Origin of the sequence: Pectobacterium wasabiae CFBP 3304 (assembly GCF_001742185.1) — a bacterium.
Lineage (GTDB): Bacteria > Pseudomonadota > Gammaproteobacteria > Enterobacterales > Enterobacteriaceae > Pectobacterium > Pectobacterium wasabiae.
Genome location: NZ_CP015750.1, coordinates 3639204 through 3663744, shown reverse-complemented (window position 1 = coordinate 3663744; position 24541 = coordinate 3639204). Strand labels below are relative to the sequence as shown.

The following is a 24541-nucleotide window of genomic DNA, read 5'->3' as shown; positions in this document are numbered from 1 at the left end:
AATGGCGGGTCAGGATGGTGATTACGTGGGGTTAGTCGATAAACTGGAGTTCTGCCGTACAACGGTATAACGATGATTCTGTATCGTGTCCCTGTGTTAGCATCTGGTTGCCTGGAGCCAATGGCGATAATGCCGCGATGACCTCCGCGCAAATCTCGCGCGCCTGAGCAATAGTTTTCGCATACACGTCAAACTGAACGGATGATGTTGTTTCAGCGGGACCGCACAGCACATCAGCAGACGGCTGAGACACGAACGAAAATACAACCCACGGCGGGGAAATAGCTGGCTCTCCTTCTGCGTTTAGCGGAATGATGTACGGATAAACATTACCGCCAGACAGATCAGAGATTAGCGGGTAAATATCGGTTTCTGTCATCGACTCAACGCCTCATCAATTGCGGTACTCATGCGCTGGATTGCAGCCTGCGCCGCCAGTTCCTGTTTGACATCAAATGCAGGGCGAACAAACGGGTGAGCGGGCATATTTACCGTACCCATTTCAACAAATCGCCAGTAAAACGCATTGCGAGGGTTACTGGCCTTCATTTTGTTGTCGCTGTTCCCAGTATTCGGATTAACACCCCGAATATGCACGCCGGATGAGATTTCCCCCTTTCGCCGTGATTTCTGCGTTACCACAACAACGTTTTTACGCATTTTCCCCGTGTTCACGGGAGCGCGATCGATAACCTCTTCTTTCAACACGTCAGCGCCGGCGCGAGTGGCATCACGCAGCACCTTGTTATTCTCTGCACGACTCAGTTTTTCCAGATCTTTTGCTATTTCGCTCAGGCCGGAGAAATCAAGACCAAAATCAATCACGTTTCACCCCCAACTTGCACAGTATTTCCAGCCGGGTGCACTTACCGTCTGGTATTGGTGGACCGATAATATCCAGCGCCAGCCCTTTAAATGGTCCATTCAGGCAATACAGACGGGATGCCGCCGATACATCTCGACGAAACCGCATCCACACACGGATTGTCGCTTCAGCAGATACCGCACCAGAGGAAACCAATTCACGGCCACTGATCGGGGAAACTTCGGCCCACACAGTAGCGATGTCATTCCATGTTTCTATGGGTTGCCCGCCAGCATCGCGGGTTGTGGTGAAATTCTGGATGGTGACGCGGTGGCGCATTTTTCCGATATTCATAAAGGGATAAACCTGTAGGGTTCCAGAATCACAAAGAATCCGGTTGGCAGGTTCTGCGCCTCACGATTTTCATACCAGAATCCAACCGCCAACATCAGCGCCAACTTGATATCAGGCGATATCACCAGCCCTTCACTGTCATTTTCCGGCGCTGAATCATCATGCAGCGTTCGATTGATGTAATTCTCCGCCCGCCGTTTTGCCGCCGCACAGTAAAGAGTTAGCACCTCATCCTCGCTAGCGTCGTCGCTGTCGATCCGGCACTGATTGCGCAATTCTTTGACTGTTGGAATCATAAAAACCACTCCGCCTGCAACCCGTTACCAGATTGCAGGCACAAAAAAACCGCTTGCGCGGCATGAGTCAATTCAGATTTCCAGTTATGCTGGTTTACCCACCAGCGCTTTGATAGCCGCCACATCCTCTAGAACGCAATCAAAACGGTGGAGCGCGAGGAATGCCGTCTGATCGTATTCAGCATAGCGCTCCACTAGGCGCTTGAGCGTCATGTACGTAATTCGGCGAACGATGAAGCGGTTAAAATCGCCCAGAAACGCGAATTTTTTACCTGCTGCAATGTTATCGATAGCCTGATCGATAACGTATGGAATGTTGAGAATCGTAGCTGGAGAGCCGCCAGCAATATCAGGCAACCATAACGGGCGTTTCTGATCGTCCACCATTTCTTCCATGATTTGGAGTGTGGAATCATTGAATGCCCAGCGGTATTTCGGGACACCGCGATATGCCGGGTCAATAGCGTGTTTCAGGCTATTCATCTCTTTCCAGGTGAACGTTGCGGCAGCGGCGGTGTTAACCGTCCCCGTAACTGAAGCTACGAGCCCTTTTGGTTGAACCGGAGTACCCGCGCCGGTACCTTGAACCAGATATTTAGCCTCACCGCGCCCGATCCGTTGACCGATACGCCCAGCTAAATATGCTTCAATATCAACACCGCTATCTTGCAGTAATTCATTAGAGACGCGGATAATTTTCGATGACAGTTTTTTGGCACCCAGAATCGCAGTACCAAAACTCACGTCCTCTTCCGATGCCTCAGTGTTTTCACCCAGCAATTCACCTTCTTCAGAGGTGCCATCAGAGGTTGACCAGGTGATGTCCTGACCATTAGATGTGTTCAGAATCTGCGCGACGCTGGCAATTCCGCCGTAAGCCTTCATTGAATCGACGACTTTATTCAGCATCTGCGTTGGAACTGTGTAACCGCCTTTTGCATCTGGCGTGGTTCCCTGAGCACGCAATTCCTTCAGCGCCTGACGCTCTTCACTGGTTAATTCAGCAAAGCCATTACGCAGGAAGCGATCGAATGCCGCCTGGCGCTTTTCTTGGGCTTGCGCTGCCGGATCGCCGTTGTTCTGCTGCTGTTGACGCTGCTCGCGCTCGTTGTCATCAACATACGATTGATCCTGACGGCGTAACTCGTCTTCGCGGGCAATCTGCGTATCCAGTCCATCCAGTTCAGATTTCGCTTTATTCCATTCGGTGCGCTGCTCGTCTGTCCACGTGTTATCGCCGATCTTGTCATGCAGAGCACGCATGTCGGTGGCGATGGTGTTACGTTTTTGCTTCAGTTCATGATATTTCATGTCGTTCCTCACGCATTTATCAAATTAAGGAGGCGCTCACGCGCCATTTTTTCATTGATAGCTTTCTGTAGTGCGCCGCTATCACGCGCCTCCTGCCATGCCGCCATAGATCGCAGCGCGGAATCTGCCTCCTGATACGCCGGATACGTCACAGGGCTGACATCGAATAGTCGGGAAACCTTGTTAATCTCACGAATAACGATCCCCTCTTCATCCTCATACCAATGCTCACCGTCACGGGCGACACGGAAAGCAAAGGATGACTGGCTGATATCGCCCCGCGCCATCGGAGCCAGCACCAGATCACGAATAGTTTGTGTGTCTGGCGCAGTAATGTCGTAACGTAACCCCTTATCATCAATGCCGATGACCAATGTTCCCGCCGCCGAGCGTCCAAGGATGAAATTGGCATCATGGTTAAACAGCGCTCGCACATCGTCGCCCAACACCTCATCAAATGCGCCTGGCTTGATGATTTCCCTGAATCCCCACAACGGTTCAGATCGAGAGTTAAAAACCGAGCCGTAGCCGACAATATGCGCTGGCCCATCACCCGCCTGTTCTGTGCGAACCTCGCCGCTATAGCAACGCAACTCACGGTCATTCATTGGGTTGCTCCTCTTTTGTTGTATCGTTGAAATTGTTAGCAGGGTTGGACGCATTAACGCTGACAAGCATTTCATCCAGTCCGTCTACGGGGTTCATGTCTTCAAATGCGCGAGCCTCGTTGCGACTCATCCAACCATCAGTAATTGCAAAGTGGTAGAATTGCGCCCGCTCTTGCGGCGTACCGCGAAGAAGTCCAGTGAGATTGAAGCGGGTGTAGTAGCCTGCTGCGCGTTCTGCACGAGTAAATACACGCCGATTTAGTTCCTGCTCCCAGTTAGTCACCCACGGCATGATCGTGTAGCGCACAAACTGGATGGCCTGTTGGGTAATGTTTGAGAAAGTGGCTTTTTCTAGATCGTTAATCATGTGTGCCGGAACGTTGAATATTCCGGCAATCATTGAGCGGTTCAGTTTCGACATGTCAATGATTTGGGCATCAACCGGGGATACAGTCAGCGCCTTGTAATCCAACTGCGCAGGGAGAAGCATTGTTTTGTTCTCCTCGCTACGCAGGGCGGCAACGGCTTTTTGCCACATCGCCTTGAGGCGCACCCAACTTTCCGCGTTCAGGTCGTTCTTTACTGAAATTATCCCCGCAGGCCGGGCGTTACCGTTAAAAAATGAACTTGTGTATTTTTGCCCGCTCATCCCCATGCCAATGGTTTCAGCATGCTGCATGATCGGGCTTAGCCCCATTTTCTGGTTATTTCCCAGCGCCCGAACATGAACCATGTCATCAGGACTGATAGCAAATGCGCCCTCTTCGTTGTAAACCCCGTAGGTATAGCGTCCTCCGGTATTGAGTAACGTTGTTTCCCACGGCATGCATGATTCAAGAGCCGTAACCTCACCACGCCGACCGCGCTTAACCCATGTGTAGCCATTCCCCCAGCCGAGAATGTGACGCTGTTTTAACTCACGCCATTTATAGCTGGTCTGCCATGTGTTTGGTTCATCGTGTACCAGGTAAAAGACGGGGTGATCGCGTGCTGGCTCCACCTTGTTATCTGACTTGCGCATCACATGTAGTGGCATCTGCGCAATGTTTGAGGAAATAACGTAGATACAGGCATAAACCGCCGCCAGCTTCATGGCTGTTTCAGGACTGACGTAAACGTCACGTCCGAAAATATTGTCGGTTTCTGCGGAATCGCCAGTGAGCGGAGTGGCGGGATTCTCCAGTGGTTCATTACGAAACAGGGTATCAAGTAGCATTTTTCCCCCTTGCGGCGGCCAGCGCAAAAATTAGCAACAGAACACCACACAGAATTAATGCTGCGGCCAGCCCAAATTGCAGATACACGCCTGCGGCAAGCGAACCGAAACCGGCTAGCCCGATAACATCAGTAATCAGTGATTTCATAGCATTAACAGGTCTTCATCAGGATCGAGAGTGGAAAGGAAATCTTTAGGCTCATTCAACATTGCCCGACCGATTGCCATTATGAGCGCGACTGCGCCATCGATTTTATTTTCATCGCCTTCTTTCGTTGGGCGAACGACATCATCACTGCCTGGAATGGTCTTCCCTACAACGTTGCTGATACACCATGTCATGACGGGGTTCCCATCATGATGAAATCGACCAGATGCGATAGCTGCTTCTAGCTCTTTCATCGGTGAACTCATGTTGGTGTAGTTCTGAATGATTGTGATAGGACCGAGTCCCTCATCAGCCAGCGAGTGAGAAAGACTGGTTGCACCGTGTGGGTCTATCGGGGTACTCATAACTTTAACCGTCTCATTCATTGAGACAATGTGTTCAAATATTTGTCTGTTATCAACCTCTGCGCCGTCTGTGGAGATGAGTTTCCCCATATTCACGAACTTTTGATAGCGATCGGAGGTACGTTTCAGTTTTGGATCAGGAGAAAAAACGGTATCTTCAGGAACCCAAAACTGAGCGCCAACACAAAAATAATGCGTACGCCCCTCTATCTCGCGGGTAAAAACAGGGCAAACACAGTTCAAATCCAGCTTGGATGCCAGGTCGATACCTAAATGGCTCTCCTCACCGTAAAAATCACTTATCTTTAATGACGTATCAGCACATGCTTTCCACTTTTCGAGATTGAAATATGCCGATTTTGCTGAAACCCACAGATTAAAGTGCTTGGTTTTTATCTTATTGGTTTGGGATGGAACATCGATTGCTAGCCGCTGCTGTGCCAATAAATAATCTTCTTCGACCGATATCCCCATATTGGGATTTGCCTTGGCTAATGCCTCCGGCTTGGTCCAGTCATCCCCGTCATCCAAGGTATAGATGATGCCAAACAGTTCCTCGTTCGGAATAACATCATCCAGCATCTCAGCCACCTGACGCCGCTTTTCATAGCAGGGACATTCGAGAGAAAATCCGGCAGTCGTAATTATCCATGCCAACGGCTGCGTTCTTGCCCCCATGCCCGTTGTCATTGTGGTGTACTGAGTGTCCGTCGCATGCTCGTGATATTCGTCAATCAATGCGCACGATGGAGAGTCACCATCACCCGGATCACCGATAATCGGTTCAAACACCGATCCGTCTGGGCGGGTCATTTTTTTTGCCCACGGTTTGATCTGAAACCGTTTACGTAAATTTGGGAGTTTCTGAGCCATCAGTAACGCGGGACGGAAAACCTTCCACGCCTGCCGCTCAGTAGTTGCCCCGCAATACACTTCGGCACCGTATTCATCATCGGCGCAAAACATAAACGTACCGACGCCAGCAGCAAACAGGGATTTACCGTTTTTACGGGGAACCTCTGTATACGCCTCACGAAACCGGCGCATCTTGTTTTTTTTCTTAACCCAACCGAACACCATGCAGAAAATAAACTGCTGCCAAGGCTCCAGGGTGATCTTTAATTTTTGCTTTGCCCACTTACCGCTTGTGTGCGGTAAACACTGGATAAATCGGCATGCCCGTTCAGCCTTGTCTCTGTCAAAGCGGTACGGCCAGTTTTTATTTTTTGCTTTTTCAATATCATTAAAATGGCGTTGGCATGCTGCAATCACATATTTACAGGCTGGTATTTTTCCGCTAATCACCTCCCGAGCGTATTGCTGGGCGGCATTCACGTTCGGGTATGAGGCCATAATTAAAACTCATCGAATTCATTCTCTTCTTCATCGCCTTCCGTGCCGCCAATCATTCTGATACGGCTGAGTGGGTCAAGGCCAAGCAAAGAACCCAGGCGGGCAAGTTGTGAAACACAATCATTACGAACAGCTACTGCCGGGTGTTTCTTTAATCCACCAGTTCCGCCAAGATCAGCGAGCCCCATATTTTCCAAATCAATCTCGGCCTGCTTAGTAATGACCTTTTCCGCTGTAATCATTAAATGAAAGGAATTGCAGTACGCCAGCAATAGCGGAGCATCTTCAAGTTCAAACGTACCTCGCTCGATCAGGATTTTGCTCTGAGTTTTCCACATCCGAATTGCTGTATCGCTCATTAGTTCCGGGGAGGTGCAATTCTGGTCAGACTGCTTTTATTTTTAGTCCCGACCTTCTGTTTTCTCCCCCCACCGGACGCCCGAATCGAGGTTCCCATGAGAGGCTCCAAATGTTAAAAATTGTCGAAAAAAAATTCCTTATTTCAGGCGCGTAAAAATCTGACCTAGGCGGCGGTACTTAGGGCGCAGGGATGTAGAGATTTACCCTCCCCCTCCCCTCTGATGAGAATCGCTATCACTTGAGCCGTTCGCGTCCGGTTTTGGTGCGATGACACGGCCAGCACAGGCTTTCAAGGTTTGAATCATCATCTGTTCCCCCATGCGCCTTGGCTTTGATATGATCAACCGTCTTAGCCGCTACTGCTCTACCATTACGTAGACATTCCTGACATAGATGATTATCGCGTTGCAGTATGCGTGCGCGTCTGATTGTCCAATCATTACCGTAACCACGTTCGTGCCGGTTCTTACCCTGCTGATGGGATTCCCATCCAGTGTTGCGGTGTTGCTCACAGTAACCTGAGCGGTCTGTTGTTGTGCTTCCGCAGCCGTGCTTACGACATGCGCGGGGTATTCTTGCTGGCATGGTCACACTCTCAACAATAGCTATTGTTATAATCAAATTTCATCTAACAATTTAGGATAAACACATGTACGAAAAATATTTAGATGTTAGAAAGGTAATTCGATGTGTGGAGCATAAGAAAAAATTAGATGAGGTTGCATCTAATTTAAAAAAAGAACTGATTGATTCAATGAACGCAAGTGATTTTCAAAAGTCAGCATTTTCACTAGACCAAAACACTGATGGTTTAATCACGCTAAAAATAGATATCTATGACATAGAAATAACATTTAAAGAGCGATTAATTGTCATTAACGATGTTCCTCTTTTGAAATTCACTGGTGAGTATGATGATGGGGATTGCCTCAAAGAAACTACCTGCTTTTTTTTGGGGAAGAACGCCTTGGTTTACGTTGACGAATACAAGCCTAATCCTAGCTACGATTACAATGACAGTTCACTGTTTTTAGAAATCACTGCCTCCGTCTTGAAATCTTTAAAGTCAGTTGGTCGAATTTCCTATTAATTATCCTCTGCCATTAGGGGTGGTTGCTTTTCAAGCACCCCTGCATCTGTAGCAATCTGATGTACTTATGCAGATAAACCAGCTTCGTTGATAGCTCATTGTTCATACCTCGCCGTAAACGATTGTGTAAACAAAAAGCCCCAGCAGATGCTGGGGCTGTGATTGTGGAAAAAACGCCCATTGGCAGCTTGTGTTATTTTTTAGAAATTGTATATCGGATGGCTGTGGTCGATTTACGGCTAGCAGTAATGAATATCTTGTATTTGATTTTTTTCTCGTTAAAAAACTCCTTCAAGAGATCATAATAACGCTTAGTTATCCTTACCCCTCTGGCTTTTATATCTTCCTGGGTAAGCACCTCACCTTCGTAAGTGATTTCAGCTTTTCTTGTTCCAAAGTAAACGTTTTCGGGAAGCTCATTTCCATCGCAATCCTTAGTAAGTCCATTTTTTTCAAGTAGATCTGAAACCTCACTATAGATGTTCGATTTATCGCCGACAGTTATATCGAAGGTGACCATCACATAGTATAAAATTGTGGTTTTTTTTGACATTCACTATTTCTCCATTGAAATGAAGAACTAGTATCGGAAAATCCAAAGATAAGCTTATTAACCAAGATCAAATACAATAGTAAACGTGCCTTATGCTACTAACCGCGTAACTTCCCACAATACCGCACCAGTTTGCGCATTCACCACATTTCGACATTATCACAGGCACTCAGTGAATACTTGCCACACTCCGCAGTGGCCGCGCAGTTGCCTAAACATAACGAATCAGATCAAGGCACAACCTTCATCCGTCATCCGTCATCCGTCATCCGTCATCCGTCATACACACTTCCACGATCATGAAGCGAATGCTAACTTAACCCTCCCTAATGCTGAGGTCTCTTTTGTGAAAACTAATTTTTTAACCGCCGTGCCACTTATCATCGCTTCTTCTGGCGCAGTGAATGCTGAAGGCGTGAGTATGGCTGAGTATCAGCAAGTGCAATCAATCAACCAATGTGCGTATATCGCCAATATAATGATGGCTGACAATACAGTTCAGGTTATGAAGCTTGCGCTGAGTCGTTATGTTTCAATGGCCTCCAAGATGAGTCCTGATGGCTATAACCCTACCCCAAGTGACCTCGCCATTGACTATGCGATTTTCTTCCAACAGAAAGTGTCTGACACCGAATACGAGATGTTTCAGCAGATTAACAAGCGCGGGCTTCCCTTGGCACCAGGTTCTTGGGTGCTTGTGGCCCGTGACTGGTGGGTCGTCAAGCAATGTTCTCTTGTTACAGGGCTATGATTATTAATAATTTTATTCAAGTTACTGTTCCCGCACGTACGCTTGCAAGCCGTTAATTAGTTGGCGATGACGCCCTGCTGCTGTAGCGCTCGAATATACCCGTGAAGGTAAACCAGCTTTGCCTGATCGTCCTTTATTCCGGCTCTGATATCGAGAATGTTTCTGCCAGCAGTTGCAGAGAGTTTGACGGCGGTTGCATTGCCCATGCTGCCGGCGCTGCGTACCGCTCCCGCTGATTGCTCACAGGTTGCAAGGGCTGCACTGGCGAACTGCACGCGACGCTTGCCGCTGACAATATCATTACGCAGACGCTCATTTTCACGTTTCGCATCTTCCCGTTCCTTTGTGTGCTCAGTGTCCAGCGCTGCTATTTGCTGCTGAAAACCATGCTCACGACTGCGAGCTGCTTCACTATCTTCTGCCGCTTTATCTGATACGGATTTCACCACCAGAGCATGTTCAGTTTTCAGTGTCGCTATATCAGCGTCATAACTCGTTGATGTGATCCACCAGCAGAATGCGCCGCCAGTAATGATTCCAACCACCAGCGTGCCAGTGGCTATTTTCCAATTCGTGACGATGTTCACGACAAAAACAGAGCACGCTCCGCCTCGCGCCGCCGAGTGAGTCCAGTCAGAACTTTCCCGCCAGCTTTATTCCAACGCGGGAACTCGTCAGCAGCGCCAGCATAATCACCGGCATTCAGCTTTTTCAGCAGAGTGGATGTTGATAAAGAGCGAATACCCAGGTTGTACGCGAACGACACTAGCGCATCGAACTGATTCTGATTGACAGGGACTCGCACCAGTTGATTCACCGCCTGCTCGTACTGCACAACGCCAGTTTTTAGTAGCCGATCAGCAGTGGCTGCGCCTATCGTCATACCGCGACGAATGGGTTTTCCATCAACCGACTGCGTCCAGCCATAGCCGATTGTCCACACACCCACGACATCTTGATAGGCCGTCAGTTCACAGCTCTCAAACTGTTTAATGAGGTTGATACCGTTAGCGCTGATCTGCATTGCCACCCCCAAAACGATTACCCAGAAACCGTAGCGCTACAGCTCGAATCTGCTCAACGCCAATGAATCCGATACTCCCACCGATCGCCATCGTGAGGCTCTTCGGCAGGTCATAATATTCCAGAGCGGAAACCACTGTCAGTGTGAGAGCACCGCATAACGCAGCTTCCAACATCATTTTTCGCCATCCGCCGCCTGTATACGCCACGCGTAGACCAGTCACTACGATTGAGAGCAGTACGCCTCCCATAGGAACATCACCATTCCACCAAGCGCGGAATAGCTCCCATAGGTCAGCCCAGGTGTGAATATTGTTTTGCATTTTCATGTCTCCACCTCCCTGATGGTCGGCGCTGTGTGATTTAAGGGTAAAGAAAGCCCGCCGCTTACTTACAGCGGGCTATGTGATTTATTGATTAGTTACTACTGAGCGGTATTAACAGCCGAGGTCGCTACCGAGCGAACCTTTCTGCGCTTTGATTGTGTTGGCTACATTCGCAGGAAGCGATGACCAGATGTTTAAGCCTGTCTTCTGTTCGATTTGACTAACCGTCACTTGGAAATTACAGAAATTCGCGTTGCGTGGTGTGTTTTGATCCATGATGAACGCCGCGTATTTCCCATCCGCAGGGCTTGAACCAGTAAACAAGATTTTCCAGTAACCGCTAGGGATTTGAACTGCTGGCGCATTAGGTAATGTAGCAATATTGCGCTCAAACAGTGGGCCAGTGACTGTGTAGACAGTTTTACTATTCGACAAAGCCCGTTCCTTGTCTTCTAAGCGCACCCACGCGCCCTGGTTTAAATCCGCCTTCTGCGGCGTGATGTTCGATAAATAATTTAAAGACTGCCAGTCTGACGAGCCCCCGAGCCCAGCCAATGGAGCCTGGTGACCTCGGTCAACAGCAATGGCCGCATTAGCGCCAGTGTATGCTGCTGGTGCCAGCGTATCAGCAGCAGGCAAATCAGGGTCTTGACGCCATGTGCGTGAACGGCCGCTTGCCTGAGTTGCTGACGTCATTTTATACGCTACCCAGTTCGCGAAACGAGTAGAGGCGTTGTTATTCAGCGTATATGCATCACGGACCAGAGTCTGGGAACTGCCGCCTACCGGGCAACCCACGAGACAGTTATCTTTCGACACTGCCGCGACAGATGCAACAGCAGCCTGACGAGCTGGTGCAGGCGCTGTGATTTCAGTCTGAGGCTGTTCGGCTGTTTCTTGCGGTTGATGCGTTGAGCACGCCCCAAGTAACAGGGCTGGAAGCAGTTTGATGAAGTTCAGTTTCATGTGTATCCCTCTTTGATATGCGCAGTTTATGTGTCACTCGGACAAGTAAAGTGTACATAGAGGAATTATCACAACTTATTAAACCGATTTACTTCTTTATTTGCGCTGAAAAACGCGGGCGGTACAAGTGATTTACAAGAAATAAAAAGGCTATGAATTAGCGCAGCTTATGGTCTTGAATAACTGTCTTTGACGCACATCAATTATCATACATATTGTGTCATTGAAATAAAAAACAACACAACATAATGTAGTTGGCATAGGAGCAAGACTTAACAAGGATGTCAAACGTACGCAGCATCCCGCTGCACTTCCATATATTACTGAGAGGTGATTATTTTGGCTAAGACCAAAACATCCAAAGGTGGAGTCCAGAACAAGAAAATCGTAGTTGTTCCTGGCTACACGAAAGCAGATGGCACGAAAGTTAAACCCCATCGTCGTTCAACACCAAACTAAGATCGTCGCATTTCTACCCAAAGCCACTACTGCAATAGTGGCTTTTTTTATGCTTAAACCAAAAGATAACAACAGGGGTAAGCTTTCGTGCCATGTGACCACACTTATCACAATAACTAAGTTTTTGCGTACGCGTTAATGATTTTTAATATGAAGAGATGTATTTTAAAAACCACAAAATACATACAGCAACCAAACAAATTCAGTTCCAATGCTAACTATATGGATTGCATGTGTTTTTATAACGAAAATGATAAGGGTTAGAAATGGAACAAACTACTTCGTTTAAAGTGTTTTATGATGCTGACGATAATGAGCTATCCCATCATGCTATTGATGCTGAAACTCTTGGTAATTCTATTTTGTCTATGACAAAGCTAATCACTAAAGCCGATGACCTTTTAAATGATGGGCAGAAGTCGGTAAAGGTGTTAGTAACCAACCCTGCTGAAGCGGGTTCCCTTGGCATTGCATACACAATTATTCAATTGCTTCCAGATGCAATCGATGTTCTAAGAACTATAGGGATAACTGGTGCTGTTGGTGCTGCTGGTGGTGCTAGCGCCCTCTCCTTAATCCGGCAACTGGGTAGCTCAAGGGTCATCACTATGACACGAAAAGCTGGAACTCAAACCACCATACTGGAACTAGAGGGTGAAGAAATTGAATGCCCCACGCCTGTAGCAGCTTTAGTGACAGATCCTACAATTCGTGATGCGCTGATATCAGTGATTCAAACTCCACTAGAAGGTAAAGAGGATCCTGTCTTCAAAATTTTAAATGAAAATGATGAAGTGGTGATTCGACTAGAAGGCGGGCAGACTGAAGAAGTTAAACCACTTCCTCGGGGAACTCTGCTACAAAAAGAAATAGAAATCCGCGAAGTTAACGTTAAGTTTACCCAGGTCAACTTTCAGAGTGAGAAGGGGTGGCGAATGGAGTATAACAATGAGGAACATTCTGTCCTTCTTAACGACTTTGAGTTTCTTGCGAAAGTTCGACAAGCGGAGGGCGCGATCTCAAGCGACGACCTTTTCTCTGTAACCCTTGAAATAACTAAAACATTTACTGCACGGAATGTGACAGAAAAATACATCATAAAGAAAGTCATCAGGCACAGGGCTGATGCGAGTAGAAGAATCATATAGAGGTCATATGTTAGCAGAGCAGGTTTTGCAATTGATTGGGTGGATAGGGGGCATTCTTTGCCTCCCTACATTCTATCGCTTCGCATATGCCTCATTTAGCCTGCTCTGGCGCAAGATTTTTCCTACTCGCAAGTTAGAAATAACATTGATTGACGAAGAGGAAAAAACTAAGCGAACGTTCTTCTTAAGACTCGACCGCAAGGATGGGCGAAGCCTGGTTCGCATCTTAGACGACGCCTTAGCACAATCAAAGGCTAAACAATGATTGAGGAAAAAAAACCATTCATCTCAGCGAAAAATAGCGCGGCAACCGGAGGGTTAGGAGCGCTTTTGACTACCTTAGTTCCACCACTGCTCCCAGACGCTGACGATCCATGGCGACCTGCTTTATATGCCTTAGCTCCTATCCTTTCTGCGATTATAACTTATTTTATGAATTGGGTTATAAACAGGCATGGGCTTGAAACGCCAGCAGAAGCTTCATTACGTAATAGATCTGAGCGAGATCTGAAAAACATAGATAAGCAGTTGCTAAGTCCTAACATATCTCCTGCATTCAGAGTGGAACTACTGAAGGATAGAGAAAAAACCGTTAGACAATTAGTAAATATAGGAAAAACAGTGCAGGTTGCCGATGCATCATCGCCCACAGACACTGTTGATACTGAATGATTGCTCGGCCTTACCTACTAAGACCAATTAATGTCACATGCTCAATTTAGCATTGCCAAACAACCACCAATGAACCCTTCGGCTGTTTGCATCTCTTTTCTAATGGTTCCATCGGAACACTTTCGCTTTTTGGCTATCGCCCGTAGGGAAATTCCTAAAACAAAATGTGCGACAACTAGATCATATTCTTCAGGCTTATACTTTCTCAACCGAGCAACACAACCATCGATCATCAGCCCTTCGTCGTCGGAACATTGAGAACGTGACTTTTTACCGTGAGGGATAAGTCCTTTAAAGCCGGCTGCTATAGGTTGCCAGTCCACACCACTTTGCTCAGACGCAGCCCACGCACCCCAGCGATCTAAACGCTCATACATATCACTCATTCTCTACACCTTTTAGTTTCCCGATTGAAATAGCCCCGATCCCAAATGCACGGTTTAGGGTCTGGACCAGTAAAAGTAACTGACTGCCGTACTCTGCCTCCCATGCTGCTACGTCCCTGTGCAGTTCGTCGTGATGACGGCGGCACAGGGGAATAACAAACAGGTCATGCGTTTTTGTACCCATCCCGCCGAGTCCGTACCCGATCACATGGTGCGGATCATCGGCAGGAGCGCCACAGCATGCACAGGGCTGGGACTTCACCCACCTGGTGTACTTCTCGCATTCCATGCGCTGTAATTTCGGTCGTAACATAAAACCCGCTGGTGGCTCAGCATCCTCAACCAGACGGATTACAGGCTTAACCCGCTCTATGCGCTCATCAATGATGTCCCGTACTGGTGTTGTCCATTCGATGTCACATTCCCGCTGTGGGCCGGGCTTATCCTCTGGTGCGGGCATACGCAGGCTGATGCGTATTGCATGGGCTGGCAGAAGGTCAGAAACACCCTTCACTACTGACCACCAACTAAGTTCATGAGCGGTAACCTGGTGACCTTCTGGCAGCGTTAACCATGTTCTCGCTTGGTGGATTACCCATTCAGCAGCATTGCGATCGGCAATCTCGTTCAGAACTGGCGTTTCGTGATCGCGCACAAGATTATCGCAGTGCCAACACAGGCGAATGGCGCTATTACCGTATTTGAGGGTGGTCATATGCTGTGAGTGGTATTCACTTTCCCGCTGGCAGACCATAGCCTGATTTAGCCAATTAATAAGGCTATCAGTGCCACCAGCGGTGTTTATCACACGTTCGTTCGTGAGGAATGAGCGCCAGCGTGGATCATTGGCGAGCTGTTGCTCTTGACTTGGCAGCAAACCAGACGGAAGTCCTTTAAGTTCATCCGGCTCACTAACCACCAGCACACGACCAGTAAACAATGAAAGTAACTCTTTACCAGGGCGTAATATCACTTGTCCCAGCTCAGGCACAGTAACAGCACGTAATAACGCCCTCATTCAGTACCTGCCTGAAAATCACTGATCACTATCTCCGCTTTGCCACCTTTCGTTACTGGTCCCCATTCCACCAGCATGCGCTTAATTTGGCTGTCGTCTTCCCACACACCAGCATGCGTCAGAGCGTCAAATAGAGCCTTTTGGTAATTATCTAGATCGCGGGATTGTCGGGTTGGGGGGTACAGAACGACATGAACCTCCACCGAAGTGGCGATAGGCTTAGGTCGATGGCGTAACGTTTCGTAAATGCTGGCGATGGCATTAGCACGAAAGGTGCGGCCACCAGCACTTATCTTTGTCCCACGCATGGTATGTCGCCAGTACATATTTACGCTCGGCGGGAACGGAAGAGTTAATTTCACGCCCTCACCTCCGGCATAGTCAATTCTTCAACAACCTCACCGCTTTCTACGTAATACAGGTGGCTGTCAGTAAGGTTGTTGATCAGGAAGACTTCAATTTCCCGTTGCGTCATTCCGCTAAATATCTTCGCCAGTTTCTTACGGATTGGGCGATAGGTAGGCTCTACACCTGCCAGTCTTGAGGCTGCATAGTTATGGTGACCGTCCATAATTAGGGTGTATTGATTCCCATGGAGAACGACCGGATAGACCTCAACGTAAAATTTGGTAAACCGATAAGCCTTGTCCGCGACCTTCTCACGATCAAGATAGCGCTGACTGCTGATGAGAGGGCCTTTGATCATGCTGCTGCCCTCCTCGTCATCCGTTCCGCTTCTCTGCGGATCTGTGCCATGAATGCTTCACCCTGTGCATACAGCCGATCACATTCGATGTAGGCACTTGCTGGTCCGCGCCATTGCTTATCAAATACCGCGATTGCAACCCCAAAACCGGCACTGCTTGCTATCTGTGTGGCATCTTTTGGCTTGAACCAAGTCGGTAGATCGAAGCTGATGCGCCCCCGGATAAATGCGATGTGATCGGCCTCTTCAGGCCACCAAACTTCGGCTGTAGCTGATTTGATGAGGAATACATAGCGCCCGCCAAGTTCACGCATTTCCATAGCATGATCGATGATGTGGCGCATGCCGGTGATATATTGGCCTTCGTGCTGCTTTGCGCGGGAATACGGCGGGTTTCCGAATGCAGCACCGTTCAGTTCAGCCAGACACGACGACCAGTCTTGCGCCAGAGCATTGTCTTCGGCGGTGTAATAGGCTTCACACTTCGAGTTTTCGCCGTCGCTGAACAGGTCCAATACCAGTGGGCCAAACATGGCATTAATCCCCCAGAAAAGTGGATCCGGCGTGCACAACTGATCGCCAACTTTTTTTAACTCATGGGCTGGCGCTGCTTTGTATGCATTCAGGCTGGCTACGTATTCGTTTGCCGGAGCGGTTTCTATTTCATCAACCAGCAGATCTTCACCATCAAAACCACATGCAAAGGCTTCGCATGACTCGGTGCATGAGCCTGACTCATAACCGCCATTACCCCGAATTGTGGCAGCAATATCTTCACGACTTTTGTCTGCATACAGCGCGATAACCGATTCCAGCGAGTGATTACCCCTGTACATGATTTTATTGGCCTGCTGGCGTCTATCGACAACGCGAACAGAAGGATCTGTAATAAGTTGCCAGAATTCAGCGGCGAGCTGCGGCTCGTCGCGGGCGGCGAGAGCAATCTTATTAATCCCTTTTTCAATGCAAAATACGCAGTTGCCCAGATGTTCAGGTAAGTCCAGATCGAAAGGCTGCTGCTTCCACCAAGCAAGAATGTCTTTTTTCTCCATATCGCTGATGTCAGCCAGGTAATGGACACCCTCTTTAGGCGTCAACCGCTTAGGCTCGTCGATACGGATACCCAACCATTTCTCATGCTCAGGAAAATGGTCTTTGCAATACCGATGGAACGGCTCGATCTTCATTGTCCGAGTACAGAATCGACCACCGACATAAGGTGTGCCGTATTTCGAGCAAGCATCCCGGAATGGCTGAAGGTCGGGACCAATCTCATCAACGCTAACTACTTTGTAGCTATTGCCCTTTCCAAGCTCAGGATTGATTACTAACCGCAAGCAAATCAGATCGATACCCCAGTGCTTAACGATATTACGGATGAATTCATACGTTTTGGAATGCTCAGCACCGGTATCAGTGAATATGTAACGCACATCTTCACCAGCAATTCTTCGCTGTTCCATTAGGTGAACTAAGTGACCTGAAGTGCGACCGCCGGAAAAACTAACAACTTGGATGGCTTTCTTGTCAGTCATTGAGTACGCCTCCCGCTACTGTCATCACACGAACACCGCTGTATTGCTGCGTAGTCATACGAGCACGACCCAGACAAATTGATCGACGAGTTGCTACCAGCCCGCGCTCTGTCGTGCCTTTTGTCCGATCCATTACTGTCAGCCACTGCCGAGCGGCACGACGCCAAAGCTGTTTTTCTTCGAGTTGCTTCGCTAACTCGATGTCGTCCAGAATCATGCGGCCTTCCCTCCCAGCTGGCGCTGAGCAACGTCTTTCCAGATGCTGTTCCAGCGACTCATTGCAAATTCAGGTTTTGACGATTTCAACCCGGCTTTACTGGCCTCAGCACGCACCTGAGTTTCAATCTGGCTGGGGTTGTTGGTTGGTAATGCGCTGCCGATGAATCGGCGGTATGCCGCATCACGTTCGGTGTGATCAGCTGACAGTGATTGCCCTTCCTGAGTGAACCACTTCCCGTCACGCTGTACAGGACGACCAGCGACATCCCACTTACGAGCACCTTCCAGATAGCCAGGGAATTTCGTTGGCTGGAACAGCGTAACTGGGCGCAAGTATTCAGCCATGTTCAGATCTGCGCCCCACTTGGCGTTGAGGTAATCGACGGTCAGGCAAAGTTCGTCCACGGTGAATCCCTCACCGATGCGAGCACGGATATTTTCAAGAGAGGTTTTACTAACCTGATAACGGGAGCCTGTAACCTGATTCAGGTGGGACAGAACCGACTTAGCAGAATCAGTTAAATCGACTTCAGGGTCCGGCTGCTCAGCAGGCGGACAAGGAGTCTTTTTATCTGATGGATCATGTTTTGAATTTACTGACGGATCCCCGCCAGATTCTGGAGGGTGAAAACCGCCTTTTTTGCTCGATTTTGACGGGTCAAATTTTGATGCGTCAGAATTTGATGTGTCAGATTTTGACGGGTCAGAATCTGACAGGTGAGATTGGGCAGCGGCATACAGCTTCGCAACGTTCAGTTGGTACATGTTCGATGCGTTGCGATTGCCCTTCCTTCGCTGGGTGCGAGTAAGCCAGCCGTCCTTCTCCAGCCTAGCTATTGTCGTGCGAACCGTGCTTGGTCCCGCACCCAGTTGACGCGCGATAGTTTCTATTGAAGGCCAGCAAACGCCGTCATCTGACGAGAAATCAGCCAGGCGTGCCATGATGGCCACTGATGCCAATTTCATGCCAGACGATGCGCAACCGTCCCAGACAAATGCAGACAACTTAACGCTCATGACACCCTCGTGAATTTTGCTTGGAACTGCCATAAGGGGCTGACGCACTCATGCTCATAGCCTTCTCGCATGAAAATGACGCGCTCGTTCTGACGGTCGTATCCGATGACATGGACGATTTTTCCGTACTGATCGCGGTAACGCCGATCAAGTTCTGCGATTTGTTCGCCCATGCCTGCCCCCTGCGGTTAATCACACCCACAATGCCGTTCACTCTCCCGTGGTTGCAGGGTATCCAGCGCCCCTTTATCATCCGCTCATACCGAAACGAAACGGGTTTATCGCCGCCAATCAATGGCAGGCAACGAAATTGTGGTAATCCTGTTTTTTGCTGTAATATGTTCATGCGTTTAGTTTCTCTACACCGATTAATTACACGCACCCGACGCCAGCGGCTGCACACTGCTGGCGTCACCCTCTCCAAACAACATCTCTGTCACGACCATGATTTCCGCGACCAGGCTCTGAACCCGATAGCCCTTCGCTCGCATGCGTTTGGTTTCATCCCGATCCAGCACACCATCTGCCGTAAATTCGTTGTGTGCCGCAGCAAATGCCCCAAGCGAGGCCAGTAGTTCGTTGAACTTGACCAGCAACTCTTCGTTGTCTGTTTGCTCAACGTCTGGCAGCTTCACAAACACACCACCAGCACGCTTACACATCGCCTGAGTGATATCCGTCCTACTTGAAATTGCCTCCATCTGAATGGCCATACCGAATGGGACCATTTGTCCGCCCACCTGCCGAACGCGATTACTCAGCGCGTTGTATGTGCCGTCATGCGCCAGTTGCTGAGCCATCGCTTCGTAGCCACCAGCGAACTCGGTGATCAACTTGTGCATGGCTGCTGTTATGTCCGCTGGAGCGGTAAAGTTTTTATTGTCCACAGTGAGTTACCTTTTCTTGTGGTTTCGCCCTGCCCTGCTTTGTCGTAAAAATGCGGCAAGAAAGTGGCGTTTACTGATTTTGGTTTCGCTCAGTGCTGCGTAGATATGCCCAGTCAACATCTGGACGAAGCTCTTCGCAGGTGACTTTGCCATCTGTAGCTTTTTCGATTTCTGGGCAGCGTTCAGCTGGGACTTGTCTATCTCCATTAGCCCACTGCGATATGAGTGAAGCGTTTACGCCTAACTCCTTACCAAGCAAAGTTGCTAATCCCCGACGTTGGCCTGTAAAAATTTTCAGGTTCATAAATGCTCGCTTTATTAAATGGAATCACAGGAATATAGCGTAACGCGAAATTACAAACAAGAAATTAAGCGTTACGCGCATATACCACTTTTGCGTTTTGCTATGTAATTCAGACATGAAAGATATTGATGAAATCAGACGTGAGAACATGCGCCTCTTAGAGGTGGAGTTAGGCGGCCCAGCAGAGGCCGCTAGTCGTGTTGGCATGTCACCCGCTCAATTCACCAATCTCAAGAAGGGAGCGAAAGACTCTAAAACGGGCAAGCGACGCGGCATGCGCAAGGGAACAGCTAGGCGCTTAGAGGAGGCGGCGGGAAAACCTGTAGGCTGGCTCGATATTGATCATTCGTCCCCCACTCCAAATGAACAGTCTCTTGGTGTAGATATAAACGAACTATTTGCACACGCCCTCCCTGAACAGCAAGCGGTAGTTCGATATATTCTGCGTCACAGTAACGATAAAATACCCGAATGGGTTGATAGCGATGCTCGAGCTTACGCTGACTCTCTTGAGTCCAAAGCAAGGCGCTGGTTGACGGAAAAAGGATCTCGGCAAGAGCCAAGGAAAAACAAGGCTTAAGCTGGTTTGGTCTAATGGTGAGCCAGTAACTTGACGACTTATCTAACTAATCCTGCCATTGGCAGGATTTTTTATGTCTGCGATTTAGCGTTTCGCGTCTAATTTGCGTTTCGCTAAATTCAGCTTGACGTATAATTTCGCGTTACGCTATATTAATTCCATCAACAGCGAACAGGCACAGAGAGGTAGTGATGAGCATGTCAGGGCGTTTGATTCAAATCAATGTGAATGGTGTGCTGTTGGCGTCACTGCAAACCGATAGTGCTGTAGCGGCTGATTACATCAGTTTTATGCAGGCTCTGACCGAGGCAATAATGGACAAGGTTGCCCTTGAAAAAGAGGCAGGGCGAAGCGGTAAAACCATTACGCACGGCTTGTTTGAAACACTTGGTTCTCTACCAATTAAAGATCCCAAAGGTCTTTGATAAACGAATCGACGCGGATAGTGCTGGAGCCGCGTGATATATGCAAAAAATGCTCAGCGACGTTATCAGATAGTTGAGTGTTCCATTTGCTGAAACTGCCGTCAGGGAAGTATTCGTTGAAGATACTTTCTACAGCAGATTCACCAGATTGAATATCGCTAATCATGCCGCACTGAAAAAGGCATTTAGCAATCAGGTGTGATTTAAGCATGTAAGTTCCTTCTTGGTTGTGTGGTAACTCCCAAGATACCACTGCCGCCTGAGGTGGTGAAGTAAATCAGGTACACAACAGGTAAGAGCATTTAGGGGACGGCTGCTGCTTTGCAGGCTGGCGAGAGAACCGGAGATAGTGCTCTTTCCGTTGTGGTGATCAGGTGATTGTTGGGTTCCCTACCCTACACTCGGTTCGACTCCGAGCGCCCTACAAAATCACGTAGGACCGTGATAGCTGTGAAATTGCTGTGTGTAGTCTTTGCGGTGGTCTGGTTTATGCCACACCAGGGGTTCTCGGGTCACCGCACTTTTTTACTGCATATAAAGGCGGATGCCGGATTCATTTAAATTGAAATGATGAATCGGTTTATTTGTTTTTTAACTCCGGCATCCACCTTTGTGTGTAGAGAAATAGAAGTTCTGGGGCAACCCATTAATTAATCCCAAATGTGCAAATTAATCGCCTTGCGGCGAGGGATTAACTCAACCTAAAAACCGGTGTGGAGAAATCTAAATGTCTAATTTTGTAGATGTTTTGAAAAAGAAAAAAATTAACCATGTTGTTAATGATAATGCCGCTATTGTAATTGAAGGCGATCTGTCTCTGCTGGGACGTACTGATATCACCAGTCTGCCTGAGAACCTGAGCGTCGGCGGTTACCTCGACCTGGAAGGTACCGGCATCACCAGTCTGCCTGAGAACCTGAGCGTCGGCGGTTCCCTCTACCTGAGAGGTACCGGCATCACCAGTCTGCCTGAGAACCTGAGCGTCGGCGGTTCCCTCTACCTGAGAGGTACCGGCATCACCAGTCTGCCTGAGAACCTGAGCGTCGGCGGTTCCCTCTACCTGAGAGGTACCGGCATCACCAGTCTGCCTGAGAACCTGAGCGTCGGCGGTTACCTCGACCTGGAAGGTACCGGCATCACCAGTCTGCCTGAGAACCTGAGCGTCGGCGGTTACCTCGACCTGGAAGGTACCGGCATCACCAGTCTGCCTGAGAACCTGAGCGTCGGCGGTTACCTCGACCTGGAAGGTACCGGCATCACCAGTCTGCCTGAGAACCTGAGCGTCGGCGGTTACCTCGACCTGGAAGGTACCGGCATCACCAGTCTGCCTGAGAACTTCACCTGCGACTCGCTTTATCTCGATCCGCAGCGTTTTGATAACGTCACTTACCGCGAGAATTGCGGCAACTCTAGCCGAACCATCTTCGCCGCCTGGGTTCAGGGGAATTTCCGAATCGCCGCAGGCTGCTTCTGGGACACTCTAGATGAATTTGAATCTGCTGTTGATGAAAGCTATTCCGGTGATGCGGCTGAGGCGTACAAACAAGCGGCGCGGGATTGTGTTGCAGATCTGACAGAAAAACTGAATAAGGCTGGTGAATAATGAGCTGGATTTCAACCTATACGGGGCGGCATTTTAATTATGCCGATCCAAATTTAGACAGTATCTGTCTGCTGGATATCGCGCATTCACTGAGCCAGATCAACCGGTTATGCGGACATACAAACTGGCCGTATTCCGTTGCTCAACACTCTGTTGGGGCAAGCTATATCGTTCCGCAGAAATTTGCTCTGGAAGCGCTCATGCATGACGCACACGAAGCATATGTGAACGACATGATGTCGCCGCTGAAGCACCTGCTGCCAGACTACAAATCCATTGAAACACGTATTGAACAGTTGGTGCGGATGAAATTCGATCTGCCTCTGAAAACCAGCCCTGAAGTAAAACACGCCGATCTGGTTATGCTGGCAACAGAGAAAGAAGCGTTGCTGCATGCCAATTCTGGCGAATGGCCGATTCTTGAGGGTATTACGCCATCAAATCGGATTATTGTCCCCATGTCACCGGTTGAGGCTAAGCAGCAGTTCATTCATCGCTTTCACGATCTGACTGCTGGGCAGTATTTAGCTGTCGATTATGAAGGCGAGCCAGTGTATTTGGGGCCACCAGAGGATGATGCTCTCATTATAGAGAACGCCATGCATTCATTGATGCTGCGTAATATCCAGCAAGGACTGAAACTGCCTGGTAGAAAACCGTTATCTGCTGAGGTTCTTGACCACGTTAATCACCTGCATGCAGATAACGAACACCTCCGCTCAGTCATCTGCGAATTAGAAGCACAGCTTAAGGCGGGGGTGCAACGTGGCTAAAAACTCGAAAGATGCTTATGGGGCTCAAGGGAAAACTAACGTTCTCAATTTCGCTCCAGAAAACTTATATATGACAGATGACCCATCTCACCCGCTTTATGACGAACGTATCTATTTGGCACTGAGCGAGGCTATGGTCCTAAACATCATGGATCAGGGGGTTATCGAGCCGATAGTTATCTGGAAAGACAGAGAAACCGGAACGGTGTATGTAGTTGACGGTCGCCAGCGCGTTAAGCACGCTCGTGAAGCGAACCGGCGATTAGTCGATCAGGGAAAACCTTGTCTGATGGTTCCCGCAGTTGTTCGTATTGGCTCGGTGCATCGTGCGAAAGAAGCTGCAATCAGCGCCAATGAAATTCATATACCAGATACACCGCTTGGTCGAGCCAAGAAGATGGCGTCAATGCTGACACTCAGCTACGACGAAAGCGATCTGGCTCTTTATTTTGGATGCAGCGCTCAGACGGTTACAGCAACACTCGCCCTGCTGGATTGCACGCAAGCGGTTCAGGATGCTGTCGAGTCTGGGCAAATAAATACCGGCCACGCTAGGCAATTGGCAAACCTCCCACCGGATGATCAGCGCGAAAAAGTCAAAGAGCTAGTTCAGGCCACCAGCGGTGTGTCTGGGCATGAGCGCGTTCGTCGTCAGCGTGAGGTTTTGGGCAACGCGAAACCGAAACTCAAAAGCCGAAAGGAAATCACAAAAGCTCTCGAAAACGCTACTGGCGATTATGCAGATGCACTGCGCTGGGTTCTTGGTGATAACGGACACCAGCAAGACTGCCAGGACGGTGAAGTATGACTAATGCGACGATTTTAGATATGTGCTGCGGCAGTCGCATGTTCTGGCATGACAAGAGCGACCCACGAGCTGTGTTTATAGATATTCGGGACGAGAAACATACATTGTGTGATGGGCGCAGCCTTGTGATTTCGCCGGACATCATTGCTGATTTCCGCCAGCTTCCATTCGCTGACGAGTCTTTCCCTGTCGTTGTATTCGATCCTCCTCATCTTGAACGGGCGGGTCCAGAGGGATGGATGCGGAAAAAATACGGCGTGCTTAACCCGCAAACGTGGCGTGATGATTTACGCGCAGGATTCTTGGAGGCATTCCGAGTTTTGCGCCCGCTCGGTGTATTGATTTTCAAGTGGAATGAAACTCAGATACCCACCAGCCAGATTTTATCGCTGATAAATGAGCGACCGATCATCACCCAGCGAACAGGAAAAAATGACAAAACTCATTGGGTTATTTTTGTGAAAAATGGTGAATGA

Annotated in this window: 37 protein-coding genes and 1 pseudogene; 11 read left to right on the top strand and 27 right to left on the bottom strand. The window is 48.8% G+C overall.

All coding sequences use genetic code 11. From position 1 onward, the window contains the following. Positions 1-31 precede the first annotated feature (31 nt). The 11 genes and pseudogenes from gp17 to A7983_RS23565 form a co-directional block, all read right to left on the bottom strand. A complete protein-coding gene (gp17, locus tag A7983_RS16705; protein ID WP_005967198.1) occupies positions 32-379 on the bottom strand; it encodes a tail completion protein gp17 in 348 nt (115 codons plus the stop codon). Next, entirely contained in the window at positions 376-825 is a 450-nt protein-coding gene (locus tag A7983_RS16700; RefSeq protein WP_005967196.1) for an HK97-gp10 family putative phage morphogenesis protein, read from the bottom strand. Before A7983_RS16700 ends, gp17 begins: the two co-directional genes overlap by 4 nt. Further along, positions 818-1159, bottom strand: a complete 342-nt coding sequence (locus A7983_RS16695) for a phage head closure protein (RefSeq protein WP_005967194.1) — start codon at positions 1157-1159, stop codon at positions 818-820. Before A7983_RS16695 ends, A7983_RS16700 begins: the two co-directional genes overlap by 8 nt. Then, on the bottom strand, positions 1156-1455 hold the full coding sequence (locus A7983_RS16690; protein WP_005967191.1) for a head-tail connector protein: 300 nt from the start codon (positions 1453-1455) through the stop codon (positions 1156-1158). Before A7983_RS16690 ends, A7983_RS16695 begins: the two co-directional genes overlap by 4 nt. Positions 1456-1539: 84 nt before the next feature. Next, the gene (locus A7983_RS16685; RefSeq protein WP_005967189.1) at positions 1540-2766 is read right to left on the bottom strand and encodes a phage major capsid protein; all 1227 of its coding nucleotides are present in this window, start codon (positions 2764-2766) and stop codon (positions 1540-1542) included. An 8-nt stretch (positions 2767-2774) separates the two neighbouring features. After that, positions 2775-3374, bottom strand: a complete 600-nt coding sequence (locus A7983_RS16680) for an HK97 family phage prohead protease (protein ID WP_005967188.1) — start codon at positions 3372-3374, stop codon at positions 2775-2777. Further along, entirely contained in the window at positions 3367-4590 is a 1224-nt protein-coding gene (locus A7983_RS16675) for a phage portal protein (RefSeq protein ID WP_005967186.1), read from the bottom strand. The genes A7983_RS16680 and A7983_RS16675 overlap by 8 nt, the downstream gene beginning before the upstream one ends. Next, positions 4580-4738 carry a hypothetical protein gene (locus A7983_RS24180; protein WP_005967184.1) on the bottom strand — a complete coding sequence of 53 codons (159 nt, stop codon included), beginning with the start codon at positions 4736-4738 and terminating at the stop codon, positions 4580-4582. The genes A7983_RS16675 and A7983_RS24180 overlap by 11 nt, the downstream gene beginning before the upstream one ends. Next, positions 4735-6456: a terminase large subunit gene (locus tag A7983_RS16670; RefSeq protein ID WP_005967183.1), complete on the bottom strand. Its 1722-nt coding sequence runs from the start codon at positions 6454-6456 to the stop codon at positions 4735-4737. The genes A7983_RS24180 and A7983_RS16670 overlap by 4 nt, the downstream gene beginning before the upstream one ends. A gap of 2 nt (positions 6457-6458) precedes the next feature. Then, a pseudogene (locus A7983_RS16665) lies at positions 6459-6913 on the bottom strand (phage terminase small subunit P27 family). 137 nt (positions 6914-7050) lie between these two features. Then, a complete protein-coding gene (locus A7983_RS23565) occupies positions 7051-7401 on the bottom strand; it encodes an HNH endonuclease (protein WP_039477231.1) in 351 nt (116 codons plus the stop codon). 64 nt (positions 7402-7465) lie between these two features. On the opposite strand from A7983_RS23565, the gene A7983_RS16660 reads away from it, so the two are divergent. After that, the gene (locus A7983_RS16660) at positions 7466-7906 is read left to right on the top strand and encodes a hypothetical protein (protein WP_005967179.1); all 441 of its coding nucleotides are present in this window, start codon (positions 7466-7468) and stop codon (positions 7904-7906) included. A 193-nt stretch (positions 7907-8099) separates the two neighbouring features. On the opposite strand, the gene A7983_RS16655 is transcribed toward A7983_RS16660, so the two are convergent. Then, on the bottom strand, positions 8100-8459 hold the full coding sequence (locus A7983_RS16655; RefSeq protein ID WP_005967177.1) for a hypothetical protein: 360 nt from the start codon (positions 8457-8459) through the stop codon (positions 8100-8102). A gap of 346 nt (positions 8460-8805) precedes the next feature. Here A7983_RS16655 and A7983_RS16650 point away from each other — a divergent pair, with 346 nt between their 5' ends. Further along, on the top strand, positions 8806-9210 hold the full coding sequence (locus A7983_RS16650; protein WP_005967175.1) for a hypothetical protein: 405 nt from the start codon (positions 8806-8808) through the stop codon (positions 9208-9210). A gap of 56 nt (positions 9211-9266) precedes the next feature. Here the strand turns inward: A7983_RS16650 and A7983_RS16645 are convergent, their stop codons facing one another. From A7983_RS16645 to A7983_RS16630, 4 genes are all read right to left on the bottom strand, one after another. Then, positions 9267-9797 carry a lysis protein gene (locus tag A7983_RS16645; RefSeq protein WP_005967173.1) on the bottom strand — a complete coding sequence of 177 codons (531 nt, stop codon included), beginning with the start codon at positions 9795-9797 and terminating at the stop codon, positions 9267-9269. Next, complete coding sequence (locus A7983_RS16640) at positions 9794-10234, bottom strand: lysozyme (RefSeq protein WP_005967172.1); 441 nt, start codon at positions 10232-10234, stop codon at positions 9794-9796. The genes A7983_RS16645 and A7983_RS16640 overlap by 4 nt, the downstream gene beginning before the upstream one ends. Next, on the bottom strand, positions 10218-10562 hold the full coding sequence (locus A7983_RS16635; protein WP_005967170.1) for a phage holin, lambda family: 345 nt from the start codon (positions 10560-10562) through the stop codon (positions 10218-10220). Before A7983_RS16635 ends, A7983_RS16640 begins: the two co-directional genes overlap by 17 nt. Positions 10563-10670: 108 nt before the next feature. Further along, entirely contained in the window at positions 10671-11525 is an 855-nt protein-coding gene (locus A7983_RS16630; protein WP_005967169.1) for a DNA/RNA non-specific endonuclease, read from the bottom strand. A gap of 725 nt (positions 11526-12250) precedes the next feature. Between A7983_RS16630 and A7983_RS16625 the strand changes: the two genes are divergently transcribed. Genes A7983_RS16625 through A7983_RS16615 form a run of 3 tightly spaced genes read left to right on the top strand, consistent with a single transcriptional unit; the run spans position 12251 to position 13804 of the window. After that, entirely contained in the window at positions 12251-13132 is an 882-nt protein-coding gene (locus tag A7983_RS16625; RefSeq protein ID WP_005967168.1) for a hypothetical protein, read from the top strand. Positions 13133-13139: 7 nt separating this feature from the next. Continuing rightward, positions 13140-13397 (top strand): hypothetical protein, encoded by a 258-nt coding sequence (locus tag A7983_RS16620; protein WP_039477253.1) that lies wholly within the window; start codon positions 13140-13142, stop codon positions 13395-13397. Continuing rightward, positions 13394-13804 carry a hypothetical protein gene (locus A7983_RS16615; RefSeq protein WP_005967166.1) on the top strand — a complete coding sequence of 137 codons (411 nt, stop codon included), beginning with the start codon at positions 13394-13396 and terminating at the stop codon, positions 13802-13804. Before A7983_RS16620 ends, A7983_RS16615 begins: the two co-directional genes overlap by 4 nt. Positions 13805-13845: 41 nt before the next feature. On the opposite strand, the gene A7983_RS16610 is transcribed toward A7983_RS16615, so the two are convergent. From A7983_RS16610 to A7983_RS23560, 10 genes are all read right to left on the bottom strand, one after another. Further along, the gene (locus A7983_RS16610) at positions 13846-14190 is read right to left on the bottom strand and encodes an antiterminator Q family protein (protein WP_005967165.1); all 345 of its coding nucleotides are present in this window, start codon (positions 14188-14190) and stop codon (positions 13846-13848) included. Then, positions 14183-15208, bottom strand: coding sequence for a DUF968 domain-containing protein (locus tag A7983_RS16605; RefSeq protein WP_005967164.1), 1026 nt, complete (start codon positions 15206-15208; stop codon positions 14183-14185). Before A7983_RS16605 ends, A7983_RS16610 begins: the two co-directional genes overlap by 8 nt. Then, complete coding sequence (locus A7983_RS16600) at positions 15205-15570, bottom strand: RusA family crossover junction endodeoxyribonuclease (protein ID WP_005967163.1); 366 nt, start codon at positions 15568-15570, stop codon at positions 15205-15207. The genes A7983_RS16605 and A7983_RS16600 overlap by 4 nt, the downstream gene beginning before the upstream one ends. Next, a complete protein-coding gene (locus A7983_RS16595; protein WP_005967162.1) occupies positions 15567-15914 on the bottom strand; it encodes a hypothetical protein in 348 nt (115 codons plus the stop codon). The genes A7983_RS16600 and A7983_RS16595 overlap by 4 nt, the downstream gene beginning before the upstream one ends. Then, positions 15911-17449 (bottom strand): phage N-6-adenine-methyltransferase, encoded by a 1539-nt coding sequence (locus A7983_RS16590; protein WP_005967161.1) that lies wholly within the window; start codon positions 17447-17449, stop codon positions 15911-15913. Before A7983_RS16590 ends, A7983_RS16595 begins: the two co-directional genes overlap by 4 nt. Beyond that, positions 17442-17666 carry a PerC family transcriptional regulator gene (locus A7983_RS16585; protein ID WP_005967160.1) on the bottom strand — a complete coding sequence of 75 codons (225 nt, stop codon included), beginning with the start codon at positions 17664-17666 and terminating at the stop codon, positions 17442-17444. Before A7983_RS16585 ends, A7983_RS16590 begins: the two co-directional genes overlap by 8 nt. Then, positions 17663-18685 (bottom strand): conserved phage C-terminal domain-containing protein, encoded by a 1023-nt coding sequence (locus A7983_RS16580; protein WP_005967158.1) that lies wholly within the window; start codon positions 18683-18685, stop codon positions 17663-17665. The genes A7983_RS16585 and A7983_RS16580 overlap by 4 nt, the downstream gene beginning before the upstream one ends. Beyond that, entirely contained in the window at positions 18682-18858 is a 177-nt protein-coding gene (locus tag A7983_RS16575) for a DUF4222 domain-containing protein (RefSeq protein WP_005967156.1), read from the bottom strand. The genes A7983_RS16580 and A7983_RS16575 overlap by 4 nt, the downstream gene beginning before the upstream one ends. A gap of 195 nt (positions 18859-19053) precedes the next feature. Next, complete coding sequence (locus A7983_RS16570) at positions 19054-19572, bottom strand: YmfL family putative regulatory protein (protein WP_039477264.1); 519 nt, start codon at positions 19570-19572, stop codon at positions 19054-19056. Positions 19573-19642: 70 nt separating this feature from the next. After that, positions 19643-19876, bottom strand: coding sequence for a transcriptional regulator (locus tag A7983_RS23560; RefSeq protein ID WP_005967152.1), 234 nt, complete (start codon positions 19874-19876; stop codon positions 19643-19645). Between the two features lie 115 nt (positions 19877-19991). Between A7983_RS23560 and A7983_RS24245 the strand changes: the two genes are divergently transcribed. Continuing rightward, entirely contained in the window at positions 19992-20456 is a 465-nt protein-coding gene (locus A7983_RS24245; RefSeq protein ID WP_005967150.1) for a hypothetical protein, read from the top strand. A gap of 197 nt (positions 20457-20653) precedes the next feature. Then, entirely contained in the window at positions 20654-20881 is a 228-nt protein-coding gene (locus A7983_RS16555; RefSeq protein WP_043885402.1) for a hypothetical protein, read from the top strand. Here the strand turns inward: A7983_RS16555 and A7983_RS16550 are convergent. Continuing rightward, on the bottom strand, positions 20859-21092 hold the full coding sequence (locus tag A7983_RS16550) for a hypothetical protein (RefSeq protein WP_005967146.1): 234 nt from the start codon (positions 21090-21092) through the stop codon (positions 20859-20861). The genes A7983_RS16555 and A7983_RS16550 overlap by 23 nt on opposite strands. A 516-nt stretch (positions 21093-21608) precedes the next feature. Between A7983_RS16550 and A7983_RS16545 the strand changes: the two genes are divergently transcribed. Genes A7983_RS16545 through A7983_RS16530 form a run of 4 tightly spaced genes read left to right on the top strand, consistent with a single transcriptional unit; the run spans position 21609 to position 24541 of the window. Continuing rightward, positions 21609-22484, top strand: a complete 876-nt coding sequence (locus A7983_RS16545; RefSeq protein ID WP_069704151.1) for a leucine-rich repeat domain-containing protein — start codon at positions 21609-21611, stop codon at positions 22482-22484. After that, complete coding sequence (locus A7983_RS16540) at positions 22484-23257, top strand: hypothetical protein (protein ID WP_005972615.1); 774 nt, start codon at positions 22484-22486, stop codon at positions 23255-23257. The genes A7983_RS16545 and A7983_RS16540 overlap by 1 nt, the downstream gene beginning before the upstream one ends. Further along, the gene (locus tag A7983_RS16535; RefSeq protein WP_005972617.1) at positions 23250-24065 is read left to right on the top strand and encodes a ParB/RepB/Spo0J family partition protein; all 816 of its coding nucleotides are present in this window, start codon (positions 23250-23252) and stop codon (positions 24063-24065) included. Before A7983_RS16540 ends, A7983_RS16535 begins: the two co-directional genes overlap by 8 nt. Continuing rightward, entirely contained in the window at positions 24062-24541 is a 480-nt protein-coding gene (locus tag A7983_RS16530) for a class I SAM-dependent methyltransferase (RefSeq protein WP_005972619.1), read from the top strand. Before A7983_RS16535 ends, A7983_RS16530 begins: the two co-directional genes overlap by 4 nt.

What these genes read in the sequence shown, in the direction of transcription:
- gp17 (WP_005967198.1), bottom strand. Translation starts at nt 379, where the DNA reads ATGACAGAAACCGATATTTACCCGCTAATCTCTGATCTGTCTGGCGGT.
- A7983_RS16695 (WP_005967194.1), bottom strand. Translation starts at nt 1,159, where the DNA reads ATGAATATCGGAAAAATGCGCCACCGCGTCACCATCCAGAATTTCACC.
- A7983_RS16690 (WP_005967191.1), bottom strand. Translation starts at nt 1,455, where the DNA reads ATGATTCCAACAGTCAAAGAATTGCGCAATCAGTGCCGGATCGACAGC.
- A7983_RS16685 (WP_005967189.1), bottom strand. Translation starts at nt 2,766, where the DNA reads ATGAAATATCATGAACTGAAGCAAAAACGTAACACCATCGCCACCGAC.
- A7983_RS16680 (WP_005967188.1), bottom strand. Translation starts at nt 3,374, where the DNA reads ATGAATGACCGTGAGTTGCGTTGCTATAGCGGCGAGGTTCGCACAGAA.
- A7983_RS16675 (WP_005967186.1), bottom strand. Translation starts at nt 4,590, where the DNA reads ATGCTACTTGATACCCTGTTTCGTAATGAACCACTGGAGAATCCCGCC.
- A7983_RS24180 (WP_005967184.1), bottom strand. Translation starts at nt 4,738, where the DNA reads ATGAAATCACTGATTACTGATGTTATCGGGCTAGCCGGTTTCGGTTCG.
- A7983_RS16670 (WP_005967183.1), bottom strand. Translation starts at nt 6,456, where the DNA reads ATGGCCTCATACCCGAACGTGAATGCCGCCCAGCAATACGCTCGGGAG.
- A7983_RS23565 (WP_039477231.1), bottom strand. Translation starts at nt 7,401, where the DNA reads ATGCCAGCAAGAATACCCCGCGCATGTCGTAAGCACGGCTGCGGAAGC.
- A7983_RS16660 (WP_005967179.1), top strand. Translation starts at nt 7,466, where the DNA reads ATGTACGAAAAATATTTAGATGTTAGAAAGGTAATTCGATGTGTGGAG.
- A7983_RS16655 (WP_005967177.1), bottom strand. Translation starts at nt 8,459, where the DNA reads ATGTCAAAAAAAACCACAATTTTATACTATGTGATGGTCACCTTCGAT.
- A7983_RS16640 (WP_005967172.1), bottom strand. Translation starts at nt 10,234, where the DNA reads ATGCAGATCAGCGCTAACGGTATCAACCTCATTAAACAGTTTGAGAGC.
- A7983_RS16635 (WP_005967170.1), bottom strand. Translation starts at nt 10,562, where the DNA reads ATGAAAATGCAAAACAATATTCACACCTGGGCTGACCTATGGGAGCTA.
- A7983_RS16630 (WP_005967169.1), bottom strand. Translation starts at nt 11,525, where the DNA reads ATGAAACTGAACTTCATCAAACTGCTTCCAGCCCTGTTACTTGGGGCG.
- A7983_RS16625 (WP_005967168.1), top strand. Translation starts at nt 12,251, where the DNA reads ATGGAACAAACTACTTCGTTTAAAGTGTTTTATGATGCTGACGATAAT.
- A7983_RS16620 (WP_039477253.1), top strand. Translation starts at nt 13,140, where the DNA reads ATGTTAGCAGAGCAGGTTTTGCAATTGATTGGGTGGATAGGGGGCATT.
- A7983_RS16615 (WP_005967166.1), top strand. Translation starts at nt 13,394, where the DNA reads ATGATTGAGGAAAAAAAACCATTCATCTCAGCGAAAAATAGCGCGGCA.
- A7983_RS16610 (WP_005967165.1), bottom strand. Translation starts at nt 14,190, where the DNA reads ATGAGTGATATGTATGAGCGTTTAGATCGCTGGGGTGCGTGGGCTGCG.
- A7983_RS16605 (WP_005967164.1), bottom strand. Translation starts at nt 15,208, where the DNA reads ATGAGGGCGTTATTACGTGCTGTTACTGTGCCTGAGCTGGGACAAGTG.
- A7983_RS16595 (WP_005967162.1), bottom strand. Translation starts at nt 15,914, where the DNA reads ATGATCAAAGGCCCTCTCATCAGCAGTCAGCGCTATCTTGATCGTGAG.
- A7983_RS16590 (WP_005967161.1), bottom strand. Translation starts at nt 17,449, where the DNA reads ATGACTGACAAGAAAGCCATCCAAGTTGTTAGTTTTTCCGGCGGTCGC.
- A7983_RS16585 (WP_005967160.1), bottom strand. Translation starts at nt 17,666, where the DNA reads ATGATTCTGGACGACATCGAGTTAGCGAAGCAACTCGAAGAAAAACAG.
- A7983_RS16580 (WP_005967158.1), bottom strand. Translation starts at nt 18,685, where the DNA reads ATGAGCGTTAAGTTGTCTGCATTTGTCTGGGACGGTTGCGCATCGTCT.
- A7983_RS16575 (WP_005967156.1), bottom strand. Translation starts at nt 18,858, where the DNA reads ATGGGCGAACAAATCGCAGAACTTGATCGGCGTTACCGCGATCAGTAC.
- A7983_RS23560 (WP_005967152.1), bottom strand. Translation starts at nt 19,876, where the DNA reads ATGAACCTGAAAATTTTTACAGGCCAACGTCGGGGATTAGCAACTTTG.
- A7983_RS24245 (WP_005967150.1), top strand. Translation starts at nt 19,992, where the DNA reads ATGAAAGATATTGATGAAATCAGACGTGAGAACATGCGCCTCTTAGAG.
- A7983_RS16555 (WP_043885402.1), top strand. Translation starts at nt 20,654, where the DNA reads ATGTCAGGGCGTTTGATTCAAATCAATGTGAATGGTGTGCTGTTGGCG.
- A7983_RS16550 (WP_005967146.1), bottom strand. Translation starts at nt 21,092, where the DNA reads ATGCTTAAATCACACCTGATTGCTAAATGCCTTTTTCAGTGCGGCATG.
- A7983_RS16545 (WP_069704151.1), top strand. Translation starts at nt 21,609, where the DNA reads ATGTCTAATTTTGTAGATGTTTTGAAAAAGAAAAAAATTAACCATGTT.
- A7983_RS16540 (WP_005972615.1), top strand. Translation starts at nt 22,484, where the DNA reads ATGAGCTGGATTTCAACCTATACGGGGCGGCATTTTAATTATGCCGAT.
- A7983_RS16530 (WP_005972619.1), top strand. Translation starts at nt 24,062, where the DNA reads ATGACTAATGCGACGATTTTAGATATGTGCTGCGGCAGTCGCATGTTC.